General features: G+C 62.8%; 16 protein-coding genes. 3 read left to right on the forward strand and 13 right to left on the reverse strand.

The genetic code is table 11. The features are described 5' to 3' along the window. Positions 1–122: 122 nt before the first annotated feature. From pgaD to HX869_RS11090, 11 genes are all read right to left on the reverse strand, one after another. On the reverse strand, positions 123–605 hold the full coding sequence (pgaD, locus tag HX869_RS11040; RefSeq protein ID WP_003218178.1) for a poly-beta-1,6-N-acetyl-D-glucosamine biosynthesis protein PgaD: 483 nt from the start codon (positions 603–605) through the stop codon (positions 123–125). Continuing rightward, the gene (gene pgaC, locus HX869_RS11045) at positions 602–1,948 is read right to left on the reverse strand and encodes a poly-beta-1,6-N-acetyl-D-glucosamine synthase (protein WP_003218180.1); all 1,347 of its coding nucleotides are present in this window, start codon (positions 1,946–1,948) and stop codon (positions 602–604) included. Before pgaC ends, pgaD begins: the two co-directional genes overlap by 4 nt. A 3-nt stretch (positions 1,949–1,951) precedes the next feature. After that, positions 1,952–3,949 (reverse strand): poly-beta-1,6-N-acetyl-D-glucosamine N-deacetylase PgaB, encoded by a 1,998-nt coding sequence (gene pgaB / locus HX869_RS11050; RefSeq protein ID WP_178903083.1) that lies wholly within the window; start codon positions 3,947–3,949, stop codon positions 1,952–1,954. A gap of 12 nt (positions 3,950–3,961) precedes the next feature. Continuing rightward, positions 3,962–6,415: a poly-beta-1,6 N-acetyl-D-glucosamine export porin PgaA gene (gene pgaA, locus HX869_RS11055; protein WP_178903084.1), complete on the reverse strand. Its 2,454-nt coding sequence runs from the start codon at positions 6,413–6,415 to the stop codon at positions 3,962–3,964. 181 nt (positions 6,416–6,596) lie between these two features. Next, on the reverse strand, positions 6,597–8,093 hold the full coding sequence (locus tag HX869_RS11060; RefSeq protein ID WP_023659325.1) for a YdgA family protein: 1,497 nt from the start codon (positions 8,091–8,093) through the stop codon (positions 6,597–6,599). Between the two features lie 266 nt (positions 8,094–8,359). After that, positions 8,360–8,992, reverse strand: coding sequence for a hypothetical protein (locus HX869_RS11065; RefSeq protein ID WP_003218188.1), 633 nt, complete (start codon positions 8,990–8,992; stop codon positions 8,360–8,362). An 81-nt stretch (positions 8,993–9,073) separates the two neighbouring features. Continuing rightward, complete coding sequence (locus HX869_RS11070; RefSeq protein WP_008433656.1) at positions 9,074–10,516, reverse strand: efflux transporter outer membrane subunit; 1,443 nt, start codon at positions 10,514–10,516, stop codon at positions 9,074–9,076. Continuing rightward, positions 10,513–11,403: an efflux RND transporter periplasmic adaptor subunit gene (locus tag HX869_RS11075; protein ID WP_003218191.1), complete on the reverse strand. Its 891-nt coding sequence runs from the start codon at positions 11,401–11,403 to the stop codon at positions 10,513–10,515. Before HX869_RS11075 ends, HX869_RS11070 begins: the two co-directional genes overlap by 4 nt. Next, positions 11,400–11,609, reverse strand: coding sequence for a DUF1656 domain-containing protein (locus HX869_RS11080; protein ID WP_003218193.1), 210 nt, complete (start codon positions 11,607–11,609; stop codon positions 11,400–11,402). The genes HX869_RS11075 and HX869_RS11080 overlap by 4 nt, the downstream gene beginning before the upstream one ends. Beyond that, on the reverse strand, positions 11,606–13,684 hold the full coding sequence (locus HX869_RS11085; protein WP_178903085.1) for an FUSC family protein: 2,079 nt from the start codon (positions 13,682–13,684) through the stop codon (positions 11,606–11,608). Before HX869_RS11085 ends, HX869_RS11080 begins: the two co-directional genes overlap by 4 nt. Further along, positions 13,681–14,112 (reverse strand): MarR family winged helix-turn-helix transcriptional regulator, encoded by a 432-nt coding sequence (locus HX869_RS11090; RefSeq protein WP_008433651.1) that lies wholly within the window; start codon positions 14,110–14,112, stop codon positions 13,681–13,683. Before HX869_RS11090 ends, HX869_RS11085 begins: the two co-directional genes overlap by 4 nt. Before the next feature lie 260 nt (positions 14,113–14,372). On the opposite strand from HX869_RS11090, the gene HX869_RS11095 reads away from it, so the two are divergent. Further along, complete coding sequence (locus HX869_RS11095) at positions 14,373–14,651, forward strand: hypothetical protein (protein WP_003218199.1); 279 nt, start codon at positions 14,373–14,375, stop codon at positions 14,649–14,651. Further along, positions 14,648–14,941 carry a type II toxin-antitoxin system RelE/ParE family toxin gene (locus tag HX869_RS11100; RefSeq protein WP_177027844.1) on the forward strand — a complete coding sequence of 98 codons (294 nt, stop codon included), beginning with the start codon at positions 14,648–14,650 and terminating at the stop codon, positions 14,939–14,941. Before HX869_RS11095 ends, HX869_RS11100 begins: the two co-directional genes overlap by 4 nt. Positions 14,942–14,945: 4 nt before the next feature. Here HX869_RS11100 and HX869_RS11105 read toward each other — a convergent pair whose 3' ends face one another. Beyond that, the gene (locus HX869_RS11105; RefSeq protein ID WP_177020625.1) at positions 14,946–15,191 is read right to left on the reverse strand and encodes a DUF2789 domain-containing protein; all 246 of its coding nucleotides are present in this window, start codon (positions 15,189–15,191) and stop codon (positions 14,946–14,948) included. Positions 15,192–15,266: 75 nt separating this feature from the next. Continuing rightward, complete coding sequence (locus tag HX869_RS11110) at positions 15,267–16,862, reverse strand: glycosyltransferase family 39 protein (RefSeq protein WP_178903086.1); 1,596 nt, start codon at positions 16,860–16,862, stop codon at positions 15,267–15,269. Positions 16,863–17,084: 222 nt separating this feature from the next. Here HX869_RS11110 and HX869_RS11115 point away from each other — a divergent pair, with 222 nt between their 5' ends. After that, positions 17,085–19,247, forward strand: a complete 2,163-nt coding sequence (locus tag HX869_RS11115; RefSeq protein WP_177037328.1) for an outer membrane assembly lipoprotein YfiO — start codon at positions 17,085–17,087, stop codon at positions 19,245–19,247. Position 19,248: the final 1 nt, after the last annotated feature.

A 19,248-nucleotide genomic window follows, 5' to 3' on the forward strand; every position in this document is an offset into this window, starting at 1 on the left:
TGATGGCGCTTACAATTGCCATTACTTGGCCATCAATGCGGTATCAAGACTGGTTAGTAGCCAAAAGATGAGAAAAGTTCGCGGTTATTTTGTGAATTGGATCCCATTTTTCGATATCCCGGTTAACCAACCTCCTTGGTCCGCTCCTGCCCCGCCACCAACTTCAACCCTGGCCGCTCCACATGCCGGGACACATGGGCTGTCACTTCCTGCACGCCCCCTTCGTGGTCGTTATGAATCACCAACACACCCGGGCGGCGCAGTTGCTCCAGGTCACCTTCCCCCAGGCTGAAGCTGTCGCTCAAATGCTGGTCGCTCAAGGCCTTGGCCGCCGAGCGCCGCTGGGCAAAGTGCTTGCCACGTCGCTGCTGGTAGCGTGCCCAACTGATCAGCACCACCGCGTTGAACACGGCAATCCACAGGTAGATCTGCAAGGTATCCAGCGCCGCGAAAATCGGCGCATCGATCCGCGGGCCGCCGTGGCTGTCGAGCATCGGCACCAGCCCGCGCACCAGCAGGATAATCAGCCCGGCCCAGGCCAGCAGGGTCAGGAATACGTCGATGGCCCACATCACCGGGCGCTGTTGGGTTCGGATCAGATTCATGGCTGCACATCCGTAGTGGGGGCTTTGATTCCGCGATCCGGGCTGACCCAGCGCGCGCGTTTCTGGTGTTGGCGGAACAGCACTTTGGGGAAGCTGACCAGGGTGGTGAACAGGCTCACCAACCAGAACACCAGCGGGTACCAGACGGTCCAGAACAGGGTTTTCCACAGGCCCTTTTCATAGCGCCGGTCGATCATGATGCTCACCGCGAACTGCACCAGGCACACCACCGCCAGCAGCAGGCCGGTGAAGGCCGGCGGCATCAGCGAGTCGACGGCGATGGCGGCGGGCAGCGTCACCACTTTGCCCACGGCCCAGAAAATCACCGAGAGCAAAAAGGTGAAGGCCCAACCGGTGGACAGGCAGTACTCGAACAGCAGCGGCCACAGGTAGCGATGGCGCCATTGCCAGATGCCACGAATATTTTTGAACAGCACTTCAGCGCCGCCCTGGGCCCAGCGCAGGCGTTGCTTCCACAGGCCGCCGAGGGTTTCCGGCATCAGGATCCAGCACAGCGCGCGAGGCTCGTAGAAGATGCTCCAGTGGTCCAGTTGCAGCTTCCAGCTCACGTCGATGTCTTCGGTGATCATGTCGGTGCTCCAGTAGTCGACCCGGTCCAGGGCCGCCCGCCGAAACGCCACCACCACGCCGGAGACGGTGAAGATCCGCCCGAAGACCCGCTGGGTGCGCTTGATCAAGCCGATGATCGAAGAGAACTCGCCCACCTGCACCCGGCCGATCAAGGTGGAGCGCGTGCGAATGCGCGGGTTGCCGGTGACCGCCCCCAGGCGCGGGTTGTCGAGCATCGGCGCCACCAGGTACGCCGCGGTGTTCGGCGAGAGCAACGCATCGCCGTCGATGCACACCAGGTATTCGCTGCGCGCTGCTACCGCGCCCATGCGCAAGGCCACAGCCTTGCCCTGGTTTTGCGCCAGGTGCAGCACCCGCAGGCGCGGCTCTTTCAGGGCCAACGCATCGAGCACGGCGGCGGTGTTGTCGCTGGAGCCATCGTTGATCGCGATCACTTCGATGTTGCGGTATTGCTGGGCCAACGCGGCGCCGATGGTCTCGGCGGCGTTGTCGCCTTCGTTGTAGCAAGGGATCAGGATCGAGATCAGCGGCTCACCGGCGAGTACCGGCGCGGGGGTGTCATCCGCCCACGGCCAGTGGCGCTCCCAGTGCAGCCAGAAGTACAGGCCGCCGGCGATCCACAAGCCGGACATGAACAGTGGATAGAAGAAGACGAAGTCCATCAGGAACTGCCCGGTGACCAGAAAGATCAGGCCCAGGGGCACACCCAATACCAGCGACAACACGATAAGCGCGAGGATTCTGTCGAACATGAGTCAAGGATTCCACTGGTTGGAAAGGGCCGGACGCACGGTTTTCAGATCCGGCGAATTCTCCAGGAAGTTGTCGGGGTAGTAGCCAAAACTGGTCACGCCCTGACGCTTGAGCACGCCCATCCACTCGGCCATTTGTGCACCGTCCAGATCGGGGGCGGCCGAGGTACGCCAGTCCTTGGCTTGCAACTCGAAGACCGTGCGTTGCAGCGCGCCGGGGCGGGCCTTGACGGTGGCCACGAGCTTTTCCAGCCAGGCGTTGGAGCCCTTGAGGTCCTGGCCTTCCATCAGCGGCATGGCCATCGGCGCAGTCCAGTCGTAGCTGGTGAGGAAGTCGTCGAGGTTCTGCGCGAACCAGGCTTCGCTGCCCGGGTTGAGCATCGGTTCGGCGAAGATATTGCGTGCGGTCTGCACCTGCGGGCCGCGCAGCTTGCGGACCTTGGCGGTCAGCTCATGGGTGAAGTCGATCAGGTAGCGGCTCTTGAAACGCGTCCAGCGCTGCATCACCGCAGGGTCGGCGCGCAGGGCTTCGATGGTGTCCGGCAGGCCATTGGCGGCGTAGGCCTTGAGCGCCAGCGGGCTGGCGTCTTCGAAGTCCGACAGCACCGCGTCGTCGTGGAACAGCACGCCGTCGATGGCACTGGTGCGCGCCAGGTCTTCGTAGATCTCACCGATGACCTGCCGCACTTTCGGATCGAACGGCGACAGGCGCTGGTACTGGTCCGGGTCGATGGCGACCTTGCCGGTTTGCGGGTCCCAACGGGTAACGCGGGGCAGCTTCGAATCGAGGGCGAAACTGAGCACCGGCATCCAGGCAAATACGTTCACGTGGGCCCGGGTGCGCAGTTGCCAGGTGACGCGGTTGAACAGGTCGGCGCGCACCGGCAAATGGCGGTTGGGGAAGTACAGCGAACGCACCAGGCCATCGCCCTTGGGGTCGGCGAAAGCCTGCAGGAACACGGTGCTGGCACCCATGTCGACCGCGCGCTGGATCAGTTTGTCGAGGTTGCGCACCTGCTGTTCCGGGTCCGGGTCGTAGACGTTGTCCAGGTCCACATGCAGCACCCGCAGCGGGGCTTCAGTCTGGGTCGCGACGATGGCGTTGGCGTAGTGTTCGCCGTCCGGGTCGGAGGCCACCAGGAAGCGCGGGCTGCTCATCAGGTTGCCGAGGCTGTCGAGACCGTCTTCCAGGGTCAGGGCCATCTGGTAACCCTGCTCGCCCACCACCGCCAGCGAGGTGCCATCGGCAGCGCCGTAAGGCCACACCCACACGCGCGGCGCCTTGCCGGTGACGGCGCGGATCTTGTTGGAGATCGCCGTCACGTCGGTGCGCATCCGCGCCTGGAACTGGGCTTCGGTTTCGTAGCGATGGGTCGCCGGGTCAAAGCGTCGGGTGGTGGCGGCCGGTTGCAGGTTGCCTTGTGGGTTGGCCAGCACGCCCTTGTGGTTGGCGTCGGTGTGCGCGGCGATTTCCACCAGGCCGGACTGGGCGATTTCGCGCACCTGCTGCCAGGTCAGGAAGTCCGAACGCGGCCGAGGTGTACCGGCGAAATCCACCGGCTGGTTCAGCGGCGTATCCACCCACGAACCCACCGGCGCCAGCAGCGCGTGCCAGTTGTAGCTGCGCAGGATCGGCATCACACGGGTGTAGAAGCTCGCGTAGCCGTCATCGAAGCTGAGCATGATCGCCTTCGCCGGCAACTCCGGGCCGCCGTTGCGGGCCGCCAAAATCTGGTCGACGGTGACGGGCTGGTAGCCGTTTTCCCGCAGCCACGCCAACTGCTCGATCAAACGTTCGGTGCGCACGGCCACGACGGCCTGATCGGGGTCGCGGTCCTCGATGTCGTGGTAGGCGATACCGAGAAAATGGTTCTTCGGCCACGCCGCTTCGCTGGCAGGCTTGAGCCGCTCGGCGGGTGGAGTGAAAGGTGCGGGTTGCTGGGCGCAAGCGCTGCTCAGCATTAACCCCAGGGCCAACAGGCAACGGGACAAGACGGGCATGATCGGACTCTTCTAGAAGCGGTAGGTGAGGTCGACGATCAGGCGCAGGTCGCTTTCGCGCTCACCGTCATAAGGTCGGCTGATCCAGCTGAGGTTGGCTCCGGTTTCGAGCACGTCGTTCCAGCGAAACCGCTGGCCGTAGCCCACCAGTGCAACGCCGCCGGTACCGTAGTCGCGCTGGCTGTAGGTGCCCGCCCCCACCTGGAACTGCTGGCTCCACTGGGTTTCGTAGCGGTGGTAGAGCACGTGGTTGACGGTGGCCGTGGGCAGCACGCTGAAGTCCGAGCGCGGGTTGAAGTACGGCGTGTCTTCCTTGGTGTTGCGGCTGGTGCCGACTTCCAGGCCCAGGTCGACTTGCACCCCCGGCGAGCTGTACACGCCCTGGCGACCGGTGAGCAGCGCTTCGAGGCGGTTGTTGCCGTCGCTGAAGTGGGACGGGCTCAGGGCCAGTTTCCATTCGCGGCTTTCGTTGGCGCGCCAGCGGATAAACCCGCTGCCGCCGTTGGCAGTAATGTCGGCATTCAGTGCCCGCAGCGGGGTGCTCGCGGAGAGGTAATCGAGACTGCCGCCGTACTGCCATTGGTCATTGATGTCGCGGGCAATCGCGATGCGTGCGCCCTGCTTGTCGCCAAAGCCGTAAGAGTGGTTGGAGACCTCGGCTTCGAGGGTCATGTCGCGGGTGCGCCGCTCTACACCGAGGCGCTGCCAACGGTGTTGGCCGGTGCCTTCTTCGAAATCGGCGGTGGCGTAGCCGGCCCCGCCAAACACGCGCCAGTCTTCATCGATGGGCGGGCTGTAGAGCAAGGTTTCGATGCCGAAATCGCGGCTGCCGGACACCGCGCCCGCGCCGTTATCGCCGCCGCCGTTGCTTTTGCCGGTGTAGGCCTCGACGCGCAATTCGGCCATGTCGTGCACATCCCGCAGGCGGCTGAGGCGCTGTACCTGGCGGTTGTCCGGGGCGCGGTCGACCACGTCATCGGTGAGTGCATCGAGCTGACGCCATTCCTGCAGATCGAGGGCAGTGTGGCCTTGGGAAACCTCCAGGCCGATGTCGCGCGGGGCCTGGGCTTCGGTTTCCTTGAGGGTGTTTTCGGCGCGCCGTGGCCAGTCGCGGGCACGGTACATATCGGCCTGGGCCAGGCGCAGGCCGATATTGCCCGGGGCCTGTTGCACCAGGGCTTCCAGGCCTTTTTCGCTGGCGGGCAGGTCGGCGCCATAGGTGCCGGCCTGGGCGGCCAATTGTTGGGCGTCCATCCAGGCGTCGTTGGGGTTGCCGATGGGCAAGCCCTTGAGCTCGACCCGGGGTTTCTGGGTGCTCGCCAGGTTGTCGGCGACTTCGCGGGCTTCCACCACTTGATCGTTTTCGAGCAGGGCGTAGAACAGCGCGGTGCTGTCTTCGACGTGATCGCCGGCGTCCGCATCGCTTGCCGCCAGGGCCTGGCGATACAGCGGCGCGGCCTTTTCCGGCTGGCGCTGGTCGAGGTAGGCGGCAGCGACCCAGCGCAGGGCGTAGGTCGGCAGTTGCACGCCTTCGCCCTTCAGCACTTCGTAGTCGCGGATCACCTCGGCGGTGCGCGCCCGGGCTTTCAGCGCGCCCAGACGGTCGATGCGCCAGCGCACCACGTCATCATGGGCGTTGGCATCCGGTATCCAGGTGGTGAGCAGTTGGTCGTAATCCTTGAGGGCACGGTCGGCGATGACGTAGCGTTCTTTTTCACTGCGGGTCGCGAACTCGGCCATGCGCACGCGCTCGGCGGCCAGGTCGCCTTCGAGGCGGCGTTGGGTGACCGGGTCCAACAGGCCAGGGCGCCGGGCAGCGAGGCGCAGGGCCGGTTCCGGCAGGCGCGCACGTTGCAGGGCGACGATGTATTCGCGGGCGACTTCAGGTTTGTTGCCGGCACGAATGAATGCCTGGTCGAATTCGAACAGCGCGTCATAGGTAGAGCCGGCACGGGTCAGTGCGTAACCCAGGGCCATGCGGCGGTCGGCGTCGTCGGGCTTGGCGGCCACCAGGGCGCGGGTGCGCTGCACCGCTTCAGCGGTCTGGCCGGCGTCCGCCTGGGTCAGGGCCAGGCCGAGTTGCAAGTCCGGGTTATTCGGCTCGCGCAGCAACGCCTGGCGATACACGGCAATCGCCGGTTCCCAACGCTGCTGGTTGCGATAGGTGCGGGCGACGGTGGCCAGCGCCTGGGTGGTGAGGGTGCGTGAGCGGCCCTGGGCCTCGTAGACCGTCAGCACCTCGGCGTCCTGGCGCGCCCAGCTGGCAATCAACAGGTGATCGCTGACCTGCCCCGGCGTCTGGCGCTCGGCGGGCATTTGGCGCAACAGGTTGAGGGCCGGACCATAGTTGCCACTGCGGGCCTGGTTGATCAGCGAATCATAGGCCGCATCGGCCGATGCCACGACGGGCCAGAGCAGTTGGCTGCACAGGGCCAGGCGGATAAACGGATGAATATTACGCGACATGTCGTCAGCTTCCTCACCAGGGAAAGCTGTAGCGATAAGTTCACCTGCACGACACTCCAGGCGGCCGGCATCTGATGACGCGGCCAAGCTTTCCCGGGGCGCAATATCCTTGAGGGGGGTACAAAAAAGGCCAATTCAGAACAATTGTTCAGAATTGGCCTACATCACTTTGAGCCGAATCTTATTGAGCGCCGCTGACCGCGCCGAACTTGCCCAGCACAAAACCAATGAATTGCTCGACGGTCATTTTCTGGCCGTTGAAGGTCACTTCATTGTTGGCGTAGTGCAGCTTGGACACGATATCGGTACCCACCAGGGTCGCCAGTTGAGTACCCACGGCCATACCGCTGATCATCTCGCTGGCCATCTGGGATTGCTGCTCGATGGCTTTCGGGTCGGTCACACCACCGATCTGCGCCTGCAGGCCGGCAACGTCCTGGATCATCGGCTTGGACAGGGTCAGGTTGGCGTCCAGCAGCGCAACGATTTGCTTGCCCAGTTCAACCGGCGGCAGGTCCATGCTCGACGGCTTGGCGAAGTCCGCCACCAGGTTGAAGCGGCTCTCGCCATTGGTGGTTTTCAGCGACAGGTTTTCTACCGCCACTTGCGGCTTGGCAGCCAGCAGTTGGTCGACGTTGGCCTGGGCCAGGGTCTGCTCGGCTTCGGTCAGTTGCAACTCAGGCACGGGCTGGCCAGCAGCGGCAGCGGCCTGGGCCGGCTGTACTTTTTCCTGGTAGAGCTTGGTCAGTACCAGCATCGACGGGATGTCGACGTTCTTCATGCTGACGGCCATGGCCGCCGAACCCACTGGCTTGCCCTGGTAACCGATCTCGTCGATCTTGTAGTCGACGCGGCCGGCCAGGTTGTTGTCCTTGGTTTCGCTGCTGTCTTTCTGCTCAAAGTTCTTGAGAGTCAGCACTGCTTGCTGCGGGCCGAAGGTGACCTTGGTGTTGGTCAGCTCGACGGTGTTTTGCCCGGTGTAGAAACCGAAGGTGGTTTTTTCCAGGTTGCTGGCGATGGTCAGGCCGCTCAGCTCCGCATCCAGCTTGGCGTTGTTGGCATCGATGACCGAGACCTTGAGGCTGTCCATGTAGCCGCTGGCCTTGACCTTCTTGCCTTCGGCGGTGGAGTCGAAATCGAGGTTGGCGCCGGAGAAGCTCACGGCCGACTTGTCGTCCTTGAGTTCCAGGGGCAGCAGTTCAACGTTGCCGGTCACCGAGCGGTCATAGCCGATGTTGGCCACGCCTTTGAGGGGCGACACGTCCTTGCTGGCAGCGAACCATTTTTCGGTGGTGGGGTTTTTCTCGAGTTCGTAGTGACTGGTGGCCATGACCGGCAGCCACTTCAGCGACACCAGGCGCGAGAACGGCAGCGGGCCGTGTTCGATATGGTCGACGAACAGCAGTTCGGTGTCCTGATGATTTTCGCCGAACACCGCGCCCTGGGCCTTGAGGCGATAGTGGGCGGTGCTGCTGAACAGCTGACGGTCGAGGGAGACCAGTTCGAGGGTCACAGTGCCGTCGACACCGGCCATGGAGGTCTGCAGTTCCTTGTTGGCGTCCTGGATGGCGGTTTGCAGCACCGGCTCCAGTTGCTTGCCGGTGTACCAGGCACCGCCTGCGCTGATTGCACCAATGGCGACGACGATACCCAAGAGAACGACTGCTGGCTTATTCATGTAGTGACCTGATCAAATCCTGTGAAGTGGGCTGTCTTCCCTGAACCCCGAAGGGTGTCGGCTCAAGCCCGCCGAAATCCGGGGAAGATTAGCATTGGCTGGCGTATGCAGCCCAATTTTTCAATAGGCGCAGACTTCAGCGCTGAACGGTAAAGTGCCTTCGCGAGCAAGCCCGCTCCCACATTCGACTGCATTCCAAAGATGGAACTCGATCGAATGTGGGAGCGGGCTTGCTCGCGAAGGCGTCAGTACAGACACCACAGATTTCAGGAATACTCGGTTTCGATCTCATCGAGTTGATGGTCGAAGCTTTTCAGGCGCGCCGTCCACGTATACACCAGCACCTCAAACTCACGGTGAATCACCGCATTGCCCGGCGTATCCGACTTGGGATCATAAAAATCCAGCTGGTAACGCTCCCGCGCCATCGCAGTGGCCACGTCGGATAATTCCCGGGCGTTATTCAGCCAATGCCGTCCGTCGGCGACTTGCCGATCAAGCATCACGCATTGTTTTTTCAGGGCTTCGAGGCTTTTTTCCAGCGGTGTGCCGGTCAGTTCGCCCATGACTTCCTGGAAGGTGCGCCCCGGCTGCCAGTAGCTGCCCCAGAAGTAGCGGTCGAACACCGTCTCGACCCGGCGCAGGGCAACCTTGGTATCCCAGATCGCCACGCGGGTCTTGCCTTGTTCGAGCAGTCTTCGCTTGATTCGCTGGCCCTGGTAGGAGGCCCAGGCCACCACGCCGATGGACAGCACCGCGATCAGCGCGCTGGCGCTGTCGAGGAACACCATGGCCTTGTCGATTTGATGGGCCAGCATGATGCCGTAGAAATAAGTCGCCGATAGCAACACCAGTGCGAAGAACACGCACCAGAAAGCGGGAGCATAAGGGTTTTTCATTATTGGAATCCCCATGAGCAAACGCGAGCAGTGACCAGCGGACCATCACGTAAGTCCGCCTGTCAAAGCATAGCAATCAGCTCAGGGTTTGCTGGCTTGTGTGGCTTGCGTTCGTCCACTTTCCCAGCCGCCGCCCAGGGCCAGGAACAAATCGATCTGGCTCATGGCAACCTGGGTGTTCGCCGCGGCCAATTGCGCCCGCACGTCGGTGTAGGTGCGGGTGGCTTGCAGGTCGGCCAGGAACGACGCGCGGCCGGCCTGGAAGAACCGGTGCGTCTGCTCCGCCGCCTCTTTGGCCGACGCGCCGGCATCCGCCAGGGCATCGCGGCGTTGCAGTTGCGCGGTGTATTGCGCGAGGCCCGTCTGAGTTTCACGGATAGCGTTGAGCACCACCCCGTCGAAGTGCGCCAGGGCGCCCTGGGTCGCGGCTTCGGCTTCGTGGATGCGGGCGCGGGCGCCGTTGGTCGGCAGCGTCCAGCTGATCAGCGGGCCAAAGCCCCAACGGTTGGTGGCCGGCGTGCCGAGGTCATCCAGGATGCCGACGGTGCCCACGGTGGCGCCGATACTGATGTCCGGGTACAGCGCGCCGGTGGCCACACCGATGCGCGCGGTGGCCGCCGCCAGTTGGCGTTCGGCCTGGCGCACGTCAGGGCGACGCTTGAGCAGCGTGGCGCCATCGCCCACCGGCAGCAGTTGCGCGATGTGCGGCAGTTCGGCGCATTGGGCAGTGCCGGCCGGCAGTTGATCCAGCGGCCTGGCCAGCAACATCGACAGGCGGAACAGCCCGGCCTGGCGCAGTGCTTCATAGCGCGGCATTTCGGCGCGCAAGGATTTGTATTGGGTTTGCGAACGGGTGACCTGGGTTTCATCACCGCGCCCGGCATCCCGCAGGCGCTGGGTCAGGTGCGTGCTCTGGGCTTGCAGGTCGAGGGACTCGTTGGCGATCGCCAGCTCTTCGTTGGCCGCACACACCTGGGTGTAGGAGCGCACCACGTCCGCCACCAGGGTGATACGGGCGATATCGGACGCCGCCTGGGCCGCATCGGCAGTGGCCTGGGAGCTTTCAATGCCGCGCTGCAAGGTGCCGAACAAATCGAATTGATAGGAGGTGCTGATACTGGCGCTGCCGATATTCGCCACCGGGACTTTTTCCGTCAGCAAATAGGCCTCACCCGATTCTTGCAGGCGCTGGGCTTCGGCCTTGGCGCCGGCACTCCAGCCGCCGGCCGATTCGGCTTGCTGCACCTGATAGCGCGAGCGCTGCAAGTTGGCCGCAGCCACCCGCAGGTCGGTGTTGGAGGCCATGGCCTGCTCCACCAGCTTATCCAGGCGCGGGTCCTGGTAGAGCTTCCACCAGTCCGCCGGTACCGGCGCCGACACCACATTGCTGCCCTCCCCGGCCAACTGGCCCTGAAGGTCACCGCGGTTCACGGCCGCCTTGTCCGGCAGTTTGTAATCGGGCCCCACCACTTGGCAGGCCGACAGCAACAACCCCAGCCCGGCGGTTGCTAAAAGCCGTTTCATGGCTTGTTCTCCGACTTGGGTTGGTCGTCGATGATCGACACGGTGGCGGTGCGCCCGGCAATCATGCGGAAGTCTGCCGGCACATCGTCAAACGCAATGCGCACCGGAATCCGCTGGGCCAGGCGCACCCAGCTGAACGCCGGGTTGACGTTGGGCAGCAGGTTGGAGCCGCTGGTGCGGTCACGGTCTTCGATACCGGCGACGATGCTCTGCACATGCCCGCGCAGGCGAGCGTTGTCGCCGATCACGCGGATGTCGACGCTCTGGCCGACGTGAATGCCGTCGAGCTTGGTCTCTTCAAAGTAGCCGTCGATGTGGAAGGAGTTGCTGTCCACCACCGACAACACCGGACGCCCGGCGGTCACGAACTCCTGGTTACGCGGCGCACGGTCGTTGATGTAGCCGTCCACGGGGCTGCGGATCACCGAGCGGTCCAGGTTGAGTTGCGCGGCATCCACCGCCACTTGCGACTCGGCCAGGGCCGATTGGGCACGGGCGACGCGGGACTGGCTTTCTTCCAGTTGCTCGCTGGCCACCAGGTTGCCGAGGCCACGGTTACGCTTGTTCTCGCGCACGGCCTGGGCCAGGGTTTCCTGACGGTCGGCCACGGCGGCCTGGGCCTGGCGCAGGGCCAGCTTGAAGCGATCCTGGTCGACGGAGAACAGCACCTGGCCGCGCACCACCAACTGGTTATCGCGCACGTCCACTTGCTGGATCAGCCCGGACACGTCCGGGGCGATCTGCACGATGTCGGCACGGATGTGGCCGTCACGGGTCCACGGCGCGAACATGTAGTACATCACCATGCGCCACACCACGACGCAGGCGAAGGTCACCACCAGTAACGTCAGGACTACACGGCCAATGGTCAAAAAAGGTTTTTTCATGTCATGAGGTATCGACTGAGTGAATCCACTGCGCCCAGCAACAGAGCGTAGAGACCCACATTGAACAATGCCCGGTGCCAGACCAGGCGATAGAAGTGGACGCGGGTCAACAGCCCGTGCACCACCAGGTACAACACATACGTAATGCCCATCAGCACCAGCAACGTGGGCAGGAACACCCCGCTGATATCCAGATCACCGATCATAAAGGCGCTCCATCGGGTAACGGCGCTTCCATCTCTGTGCCGCCAAGAAATTCCACGCCGGGCAACAGCGCCAGGCGCAAGCCGCTGAGAGCGTGCAACAAATGCAGGCGGGTTTCGTCCTCGCCTTGCAGGCCCTGGCCGTTGAGGGCGCGGCGGGTACGGTCGAGGGTCATCAGCAGACCGCTGGGGGCCGGCAGACGTTCACCGGCCTTGAGGCAGGCCTTGAAGTAACCGCCGACGCCTTCCACCACCTGGTTCAACAACACACGCGGCACCCCGAGGATGCGCGGCGAGTACGCCAGCAGGTCCAGCAGGTTCAGCGCCACCCGCACTTCCCGCAGGGCGATGCCGGTGTCCTGGCCGGTCATGGCCAGGCGCGGCAGGTGTTGCATCAGGCGGTCGAGCATTTGCACGCCCATCTTGCGGTGTTCGGCCAGGGTCGCAGGCTCGGTCAGGGTGACGATGTCGCGCCAGCTGAAACGGGTCAGGCGCTTGGCCGCAAGCTCAGCGCCGAACGGCCGGGCAATCAGGGTCCAGACAAAGGCGAACAACAGGCCCACCGGGCCCGCCAGGTTGGAGTTGGCAAAGGCCAGGAAGTCCGCGTCGTAGGCACCCTGGATGCTGATGAACGACGAGGTATTGACCAGCGTCAGCAGCATGCCGAGGTAGAAACGCGGCTGTACCGTCAGCGTGCCGATGCAGATAAAGGGCACCGAAAACGCCAGCACCAGCATCGGGAAATCGTGCAGGTTGGGCAGCACCAGAAACAGGTAGAGGCTGGCGAACAGCACCGACATCGCGGTCCAGAAAAAGAACCGGTAGATCTGCGGCGCCGGGTCGTCCATGGAGGCGAAGAAGCTGCAGGCCACCGCCGCGAGGATCACCGCGCTGCCACCGTCGGTCCAGCCCAGGAGGATCCACAGCACCGAGGCGACGATGATCGCGGTGACGGTGGAAAACGCCGAGTAGAACATCAGGCCACGGTCGAGGAACGGTGTCAGCCGGCCCAGGCGCCAGTGGCGGTAAACTGCGCGCCAGCTGTCCTGGCTTTCGCACTGGATGGCGGCTTGCAGGCTGCGGCAGTCCTGCCACAGATCCACCCACTCGCCCAGGCGATACAGGGCGTTGGAGAACAGCAACTGATGGCGGTCATCCAGGGCGTCGGCATCGGGTTGCAGGGCTTCGATCTGGTCACGCAGGACACGCCAGCGTTCGAGGGGCGCATCCTTTTGCGTGCTGGCCAGCCACTCGTTGGCGGCGGTCAGCAGCGGCGTGAAGCGCTCGAGCAATTCCGGCGCGCGGTGTTCCAGCGCGTACACGGCGTCGTCCAGTGCGTCGATCACCGGCAGCAGGTGGATCATCCGCCCGCGCAGCTCCTTTGTATTGCGCACCGTTTGCGGCCGGGAGCCCTCGTGGGGCAGTTGGCCGATCATCAATTCCAGGGTGTTGAAGGTAGCGACCATGCCGCCGCGCAGGGTGCTGATTTCCTCGGGTTGCACGTTGCGGCTGAGGAAGCGCTGGCTGTAGACCTGGGCGTCGGCAAACCACTTGCTCACCGAGTCATCGAACACCGGCGCCAGGCGTCGCGGCCAGAACATTGCCCCCACCACCGCCGCCACGGCGATGCCAAGGAAGATCTCTTCGGTCCGCGCTTCGGCCACATCCCACACCGCCAGCGGGTTATCCACCACCGGCAGGGCGATCAGCGGCAAGGTGTAGCCGGCCAGCATCAGCGCATAGCTGTTGGCGGTGCGCAGGTGCAGGGACAGGAACAGCAGAATCCCGGTCCACAGCGCGATCACCACCACCAACACGTAAGGCGTCTGCACAAACATCGGCACAAAAAACACCGCTGCGGCCGCGCCCATGAAGGTACCGACCGCCCGGTACAGCGCCTTGGAGCTGGTAGGGCCGACAAACGGGCTGGACACGATATACACCGTGGCCATCGCCCAATACGGACGCGGCATTTGCATCAGCATGGCGATGTACAACGCGATCATTGAAGCGGCGAATGTCCTTACGCCGTAGAACCAATCCTTGGCCGGCGGCATGCCGGTAAAAAATCCGTTCAAGAACTCACAACCATGGGATGTTGATTGGCACCTTCGAAGGCCCGCAGTACACGCAAAGCAGCTTCCAGGTCATCGGGGTCGATTGTCGCCAGCACCTCGCGACGCAGGCGCACCAGTTGCTGTTCCACTGCCTGCACCAGCTCGCGGCCACGCGCGGTGAGGCTCAAGGCCTTGGCGCGGCGGTCGTGGATGTCTTCGGTGCGGCACACATAGCCAGAACTGCACAGCTGATCCAACAGGCGCACCAGGGACGGGCTTTCCATCCCGGCGGCCTGGGCCACCTTGACCTGATGCACACCGTCGCCGAGGCGGCCGATCATCAGCAGCGGCACGGCGCAGGCTTCGGAGATGCCATAGCTGACGAGCGTGGTCTGGCAGATTTTGCGCCAGGTCCTGGCACCTACCACCATGCTGCTGCTGATGTTCATCTGGAGTTGTTCGAGGGTCTGGGACACTGGATTATTCGCATACAGTTAGTTTGCTAACTATCAATATGGTCGATGGATCCAATGCAGTCAAGTTTTGATACAAATTTGCGGATGGGAGGATGGCCCGTGGGCTAAGTAAAGCTGGTTTGGGGAAAGGTGTTTCGCCGTCAGCAACCGTCAGTCGCCTCACTCAGCTCACATGCGTCGTCAGGTATGCACGTTGTATACACTTCGTACATACCAATCTAGAGCATTCACTTATGTCAAAACTAGCCGTTTTCACCTTGAAGCTTGAGTCGGAACTACGCGACCAATTCATGGCCGAGTGCGAGGCTACCCACCGTCCTGCATCGCAAATCGTGCGAGATATGATGCGTCAGTTTGTCCAGGCCCAGCAGGAATCACGGGAGTACGACGCGTTCTTGCAGCGTAAAGTAGACGCCTCTCGCGCCTCGATACAGGCAGGCAGAGAGATTTCCAATGAGGATTTGGAAGCTGAGTTTTCTGCGAAACGTGCTCACGTAGATAATCAGGAATGAGGGTTGCCTGGACGCCGGAAGCGGCGCAGGACCGTAGGGATATCTGGGACTTTTTATTTGAGAAAAACCCACAAGCCGCAGCCGATATGGATCGACGCTTCAGCAGTGCAGTGCTGGGGCTGGCAAAACACCCAGAAATCGGCCCACTCGGCAGGATCACAGGCACACGCGAAGTCATTCCTCATCCAAGCTACCGCCTTGCTTACCAACTTGAGCCCGACGTAGAAAGGGTCGTGGCGCTTGTGCACACCGCTCGCCAATGGCCACCAGAGAAAGCAACCGCCTCTTGACGGCCTAGACTCCTCGCCCCTCTCTCAACCGCAAATTCAACTCATCCACCACCTCAGCCCAATCCGCGTCCTCCAGAATCTCCTCACGCAAAAACGCCCGCTGGGGCGGCGTCCAGAAAAACGCTTCCGCCAGATGCAATTCGGGCTTGAGTGGAGAGTGGACCGCGATGAACCGCTCGATGCTGACCGGGTCATCGGGCAAACCGAGCTGTTTGAACAACGATGGCAAGTTGTGGACTGGGGATTCCATGAGGCGTTCCTGGAGAGAGGGTTCACCTGAGTCTAGCCCCCCAGGCGAACATAAACCTCTCAGGTGTTGCGCGGATTAATCGCAGCCCTCACGGTGCACGCCCGCTGGCGCGTTACACAGCACGAACAGCCGGGCCCGCGCGCCGCCGCCGTCCTGTTGGCTGAGCTGACGCCATCCGGCCGGCAACGGGGCAAACTCATCCGGCGGCTCCGCGGCGCTGATCAGCCATACACGCTGGATCTCGGCGGGTAACGCCGACAAGCGATCAAGGTAGATGCGCCCGCCATCCTGGTCCACCAGGGTGCCAAAACCATAGGCATTAGGCCGGGTGGACTTGCCGGCGGCGGTCGGCGGTGTGAAAAGCTGCAACTGGGCGTCGGTCTCGTCGTAATAGACGTAGGGCAGGTACCACAGCATGTCGCTGATGACGATGCGGTCATCTTCCTGGTAGTTGCGATTGACGAACTCCACCACCACGTTGAATTGATCATGCTCATCGACGGTGGAGTTGGTTTTCACGCCCACCAGCTCGACCCCGACAAACAACACGAAGACTGCCGCTGCTGCGAGCGGCAAGCGCGACGACAGACGGTCGACGGCCAACGCCACGATGATCGGCAAACTCATCGCGTAGGCGGTGAGATAACGCTCGATAAACACCGGGGAAATAAACGAAACCCCATAGACCAGCAGCACCGGCAGCATGAAAAAAAGCCCCAGCAGCCAGCCAAAGCGAAAGCGGCTTTGATCGCGCCAGGCAGTCACACCGACCAGCGCCATCAGCAATAACGGAAACACCACAAAGAGCGGTCGCCACAAGTGGTCGCCCGGGTCCTGAATGAGGAACTGCCACACCATCGACGGCACGGAATACAGGTTGACCGGGTCTTCCCAGCCAATATCACCGCCCACCTTGAGTTCTTCGGTGTGCTGGACCAGGCCCAGCAGATTCGGGAGCCAGGGCAAGTACAGCAACACAATGGCAATGTTGGCCAACCACCAGCCCGGACGCGTAACAAGGCGCAGGCCGCCGGCCCGTGGCTGGCGCAGCAACAGCAGCCATGACCAATGCACCAGTACGCACAACGCGGTGAAATAGTGGGTGTAGAAGGCTGCCGTCATCAACAGCGCATAGGCCACCAGATAGCGCTTGCGCTCAGGCTGGCGGACCCAATACACCAATGCCAGGGTGGCGGCCAGCAGCCATACGCCCAGCAGCGAATACATCCGCACTTCCTGGCTGTAGCGCACTGCCGTGGGCAGCAACGCCAACAGAATCCCGGCCAGCACCGCCGCGCGACGGGTCGCGATCAGCCTTGTCAGCCAGATTCCCAGGCCGACTGCGACCACACCGGGGATCGCACTCATGCTGCGCAGGGAGAAAATGCTGTCGCCGAACACCTCGATCCAGCCGCGCAGCATGAAGAAATACAGCGGCGGATGAACGTCATGTGCGGCGTGAAACCACAGGTCTTCCAGGGAATACTCGGCGAGCAGCAGGCTTGAACCTTCATCGCCCCAGATGGCGGAGGCGGTCAGGCCATAGAAACGCACGGCCATGGCCAACGCCACCAGCGGTACCCACCACAACCGAGCCAGCCAGCCGGCATTCTCCCAAAGGCCAGGATTGAGCACGGGCAATGCCCCGGCCTTGTTGTCTTGTTCCGCCACAGAGCGTCGCACCTCTACTTCCTCACCCACTACTGAACCTGCGCTTGCGCGAACACCCGCCACTCTAGGTCAAAAGGCCTTGATTCGCCCGCTGTTTTGCATGGATTTGACCAACCATCCGCCAATCGGACAAATCTGAATTTTGCGCAGGACGTCTCCGACGCTTTCATCGGATCACGCTATGATTGCTGCCTTCCATGGATTCAGGATGAAGGACATTTCATGCGCATCGGTCTTCTGTCACCCCTGGCACTGGCATTGCTCGCCACCCTTCCCCTCCAGGCCCACGCCAGCGGCGATGACTCTTGCTACCCGGATTGGCGGGTGTCGCGCAACAGCCTGGACGTGTGCAGCAACCTGCCCTTCCTGAGCCCCGGCAATGACAGCCGGGTCAACCTGCGGCTGTTGCTGGCGGACAAAAACGTCATGCCGCTGGCGCCGAATGCCTTGGGCGAGCAGGACGTGTCCGAAGGATTTGGCCCGGTGCCCTTTCCGGTGTATCGGCTTATGCCGGCTGCGGATGAGCCCGACAACAAACCCGACGACTCGCGCACCGCCGAACTGGATGCACTGCTCAGCCCGCTGGGCATCACGCGCGACGACGCCAAGACCGCCGGTGAAGCCTTCCTTTCCGGCGAAGGCAGCCGCTGCCGCAGCAACGCCGATGACAGTGCCGCCGCGTTTATCAGCCAGGTGGTGAAGGCCGATGTACCGCAGGCCGAGCGCCAGTTACTGGCCAAGCTGCGGCTGCAGATGCTCGGCAGTTGTTCCTCGGACGGCGTAGCGGCAGGCGAGGCCGACCAAATCAAATCGGCAGACGGCCAGGCATTGCTCACCTACCTGAAAGCCGCCGGGGACTTTTACAGCGGACGCTTCAGCGATGCGCAAAAAGGTTTTGCCGGGCTGACGAGCAGCTCGCTGCCCTGGCTGAAGGAAACAGCGCTGTACATGACCGCCCGCACCGCGCTGAACGACGCCCAGCAAAATGCCTTCGATGAATACGGCACACCGTCGCTTGAGCATGTGGATAAGTCTGCCCTGCAACGGGCCGAAAGCGCTTTCGACGACTACCTGAAAACTTATCCACAGGGCGAATACGCCGCCTCCGCCCGTGGCCTGTTGCGCCGGGTGCACTGGCTGGCGCCCAACCCCGACAAACTGGCGGACGACTTTGCCTGGCAACTGACCCAGGCCACCGATGCCCAGCGCAACGTGTCGCTGGATGAACTGGTGCAGGAAGCCGACACCAAGCTGCTGACCAGCACCACGGCACCTGTGGGCAACCCGCTGATCCTGGCCCTCAACGACCTGATGTGGATGCGTGCCGGCGAGCCGCCGAAGCTCACGCGTGAAGCGCTCGATGCACAAAAAGCGGTGTTCGCGCAGGAGCCCGCGCTGTATGCCTACGTGCAGGCGGCGTTTGCCCTGAACGTCGAGCATCAGCCCGACCGTACCTTGAAGCTGCTGCCGCAAGACGTGCCGTCGAATCTCGACTACTTCGCTTTCAGCCAACAGACCCTGCGTGGCCTCGCGCTGGAAGCCAAGGAAGACTGGAAAGCCGCCGAAGCGCTGTGGCTGCAACTGCTGCCGCTGACCAAGCAACCGTTGCAACGTGACCAGCTGGAGCTGGCATTGGCGATGAACTACGAACGCAGCGGCCAGCTGGCCAAGGTATTCGCCGCCGATTCGCCGATCAGTGCCAAGCAGGTGCGCTATATCCTGCTGCGCAACGTCGCCGGTCCCGACCTGCTGCGCCAACAGCTTGCCCATGCCGAAGACCCGGTAGAGCGCCAGACCGCACAATTCACGCTGCTCTATAAAGACCTGCTGCGCGGCCAGTTCGAGACCTTTGCCGAGGACCTCAAGCAACTGCCCGCCTCGGTTCCCGATGACAAGCTCGGCACCAGCCTGGGCTACGTCTACAGCGGCGGCCAGTCGTTGAGACTGTTCCAGTGGAACGGTGACAAGGCCGAGTCCGGCTACACCTGCCCGAGCATCGCGCAAATCGCCAGCACCTTGCAGGCCGATCCGAAAAACCCGCAGGGCCTGAACTGCCTGGGGGAATTCGTCCTGCGTAACGGCCTGGACGGCATGCCCCTGGAACAAGCGCGCTCCGCCGGCAGCCTGGGCAGCACTGCCTCGCCCTTCAAGGGTGAAACCTTCTCGCGACTGGAGGGCTACAAGCGGGTGATCGGCAATCCCAAGGCACCGCGAAACGACAAGGCCTACGCGCTGTTTCGTGCCATCAACTGCTACGGACCTTCGGGCTACAACAGTTGCGGTGGCGAGGACGTCGACAAGAACGTGCGCAAAGGCTGGTTCCGCCAGTTGAAAACCGGGTTCGCCGACACCCAGTGGGGCAAGTCGCTGCAGTACTACTGGTAAG

It is taken from the genome of Pseudomonas sp. P7779, from assembly GCF_013386315.1.
Lineage (GTDB): Bacteria > Pseudomonadota > Gammaproteobacteria > Pseudomonadales > Pseudomonadaceae > Aquipseudomonas.

What these genes read in the sequence shown, in the direction of transcription:
- pgaC (WP_003218180.1), bottom strand. Translation starts at nt 1,948, where the DNA reads ATGTTCGACAGAATCCTCGCGCTTATCGTGTTGTCGCTGGTATTGGGT.
- HX869_RS11105 (WP_177020625.1), bottom strand. Translation starts at nt 15,191, where the DNA reads ATGGAATCCCCAGTCCACAACTTGCCATCGTTGTTCAAACAGCTCGGT.
- pgaB (WP_178903083.1), bottom strand. Translation starts at nt 3,949, where the DNA reads ATGCCCGTCTTGTCCCGTTGCCTGTTGGCCCTGGGGTTAATGCTGAGC.
- pgaD (WP_003218178.1), bottom strand. Translation starts at nt 605, where the DNA reads ATGAATCTGATCCGAACCCAACAGCGCCCGGTGATGTGGGCCATCGAC.
- HX869_RS11095 (WP_003218199.1), top strand. Translation starts at nt 14,373, where the DNA reads ATGTCAAAACTAGCCGTTTTCACCTTGAAGCTTGAGTCGGAACTACGC.
- HX869_RS11090 (WP_008433651.1), bottom strand. Translation starts at nt 14,112, where the DNA reads ATGAACATCAGCAGCAGCATGGTGGTAGGTGCCAGGACCTGGCGCAAA.
- HX869_RS11100 (WP_177027844.1), top strand. Translation starts at nt 14,648, where the DNA reads ATGAGGGTTGCCTGGACGCCGGAAGCGGCGCAGGACCGTAGGGATATC.
- HX869_RS11065 (WP_003218188.1), bottom strand. Translation starts at nt 8,992, where the DNA reads ATGAAAAACCCTTATGCTCCCGCTTTCTGGTGCGTGTTCTTCGCACTG.
- HX869_RS11080 (WP_003218193.1), bottom strand. Translation starts at nt 11,609, where the DNA reads ATGATCGGTGATCTGGATATCAGCGGGGTGTTCCTGCCCACGTTGCTG.
- pgaA (WP_178903084.1), bottom strand. Translation starts at nt 6,415, where the DNA reads ATGTCGCGTAATATTCATCCGTTTATCCGCCTGGCCCTGTGCAGCCAA.
- HX869_RS11070 (WP_008433656.1), bottom strand. Translation starts at nt 10,516, where the DNA reads ATGAAACGGCTTTTAGCAACCGCCGGGCTGGGGTTGTTGCTGTCGGCC.
- HX869_RS11060 (WP_023659325.1), bottom strand. Translation starts at nt 8,093, where the DNA reads ATGAATAAGCCAGCAGTCGTTCTCTTGGGTATCGTCGTCGCCATTGGT.
- HX869_RS11075 (WP_003218191.1), bottom strand. Translation starts at nt 11,403, where the DNA reads ATGAAAAAACCTTTTTTGACCATTGGCCGTGTAGTCCTGACGTTACTG.
- HX869_RS11115 (WP_177037328.1), top strand. Translation starts at nt 17,085, where the DNA reads ATGCGCATCGGTCTTCTGTCACCCCTGGCACTGGCATTGCTCGCCACC.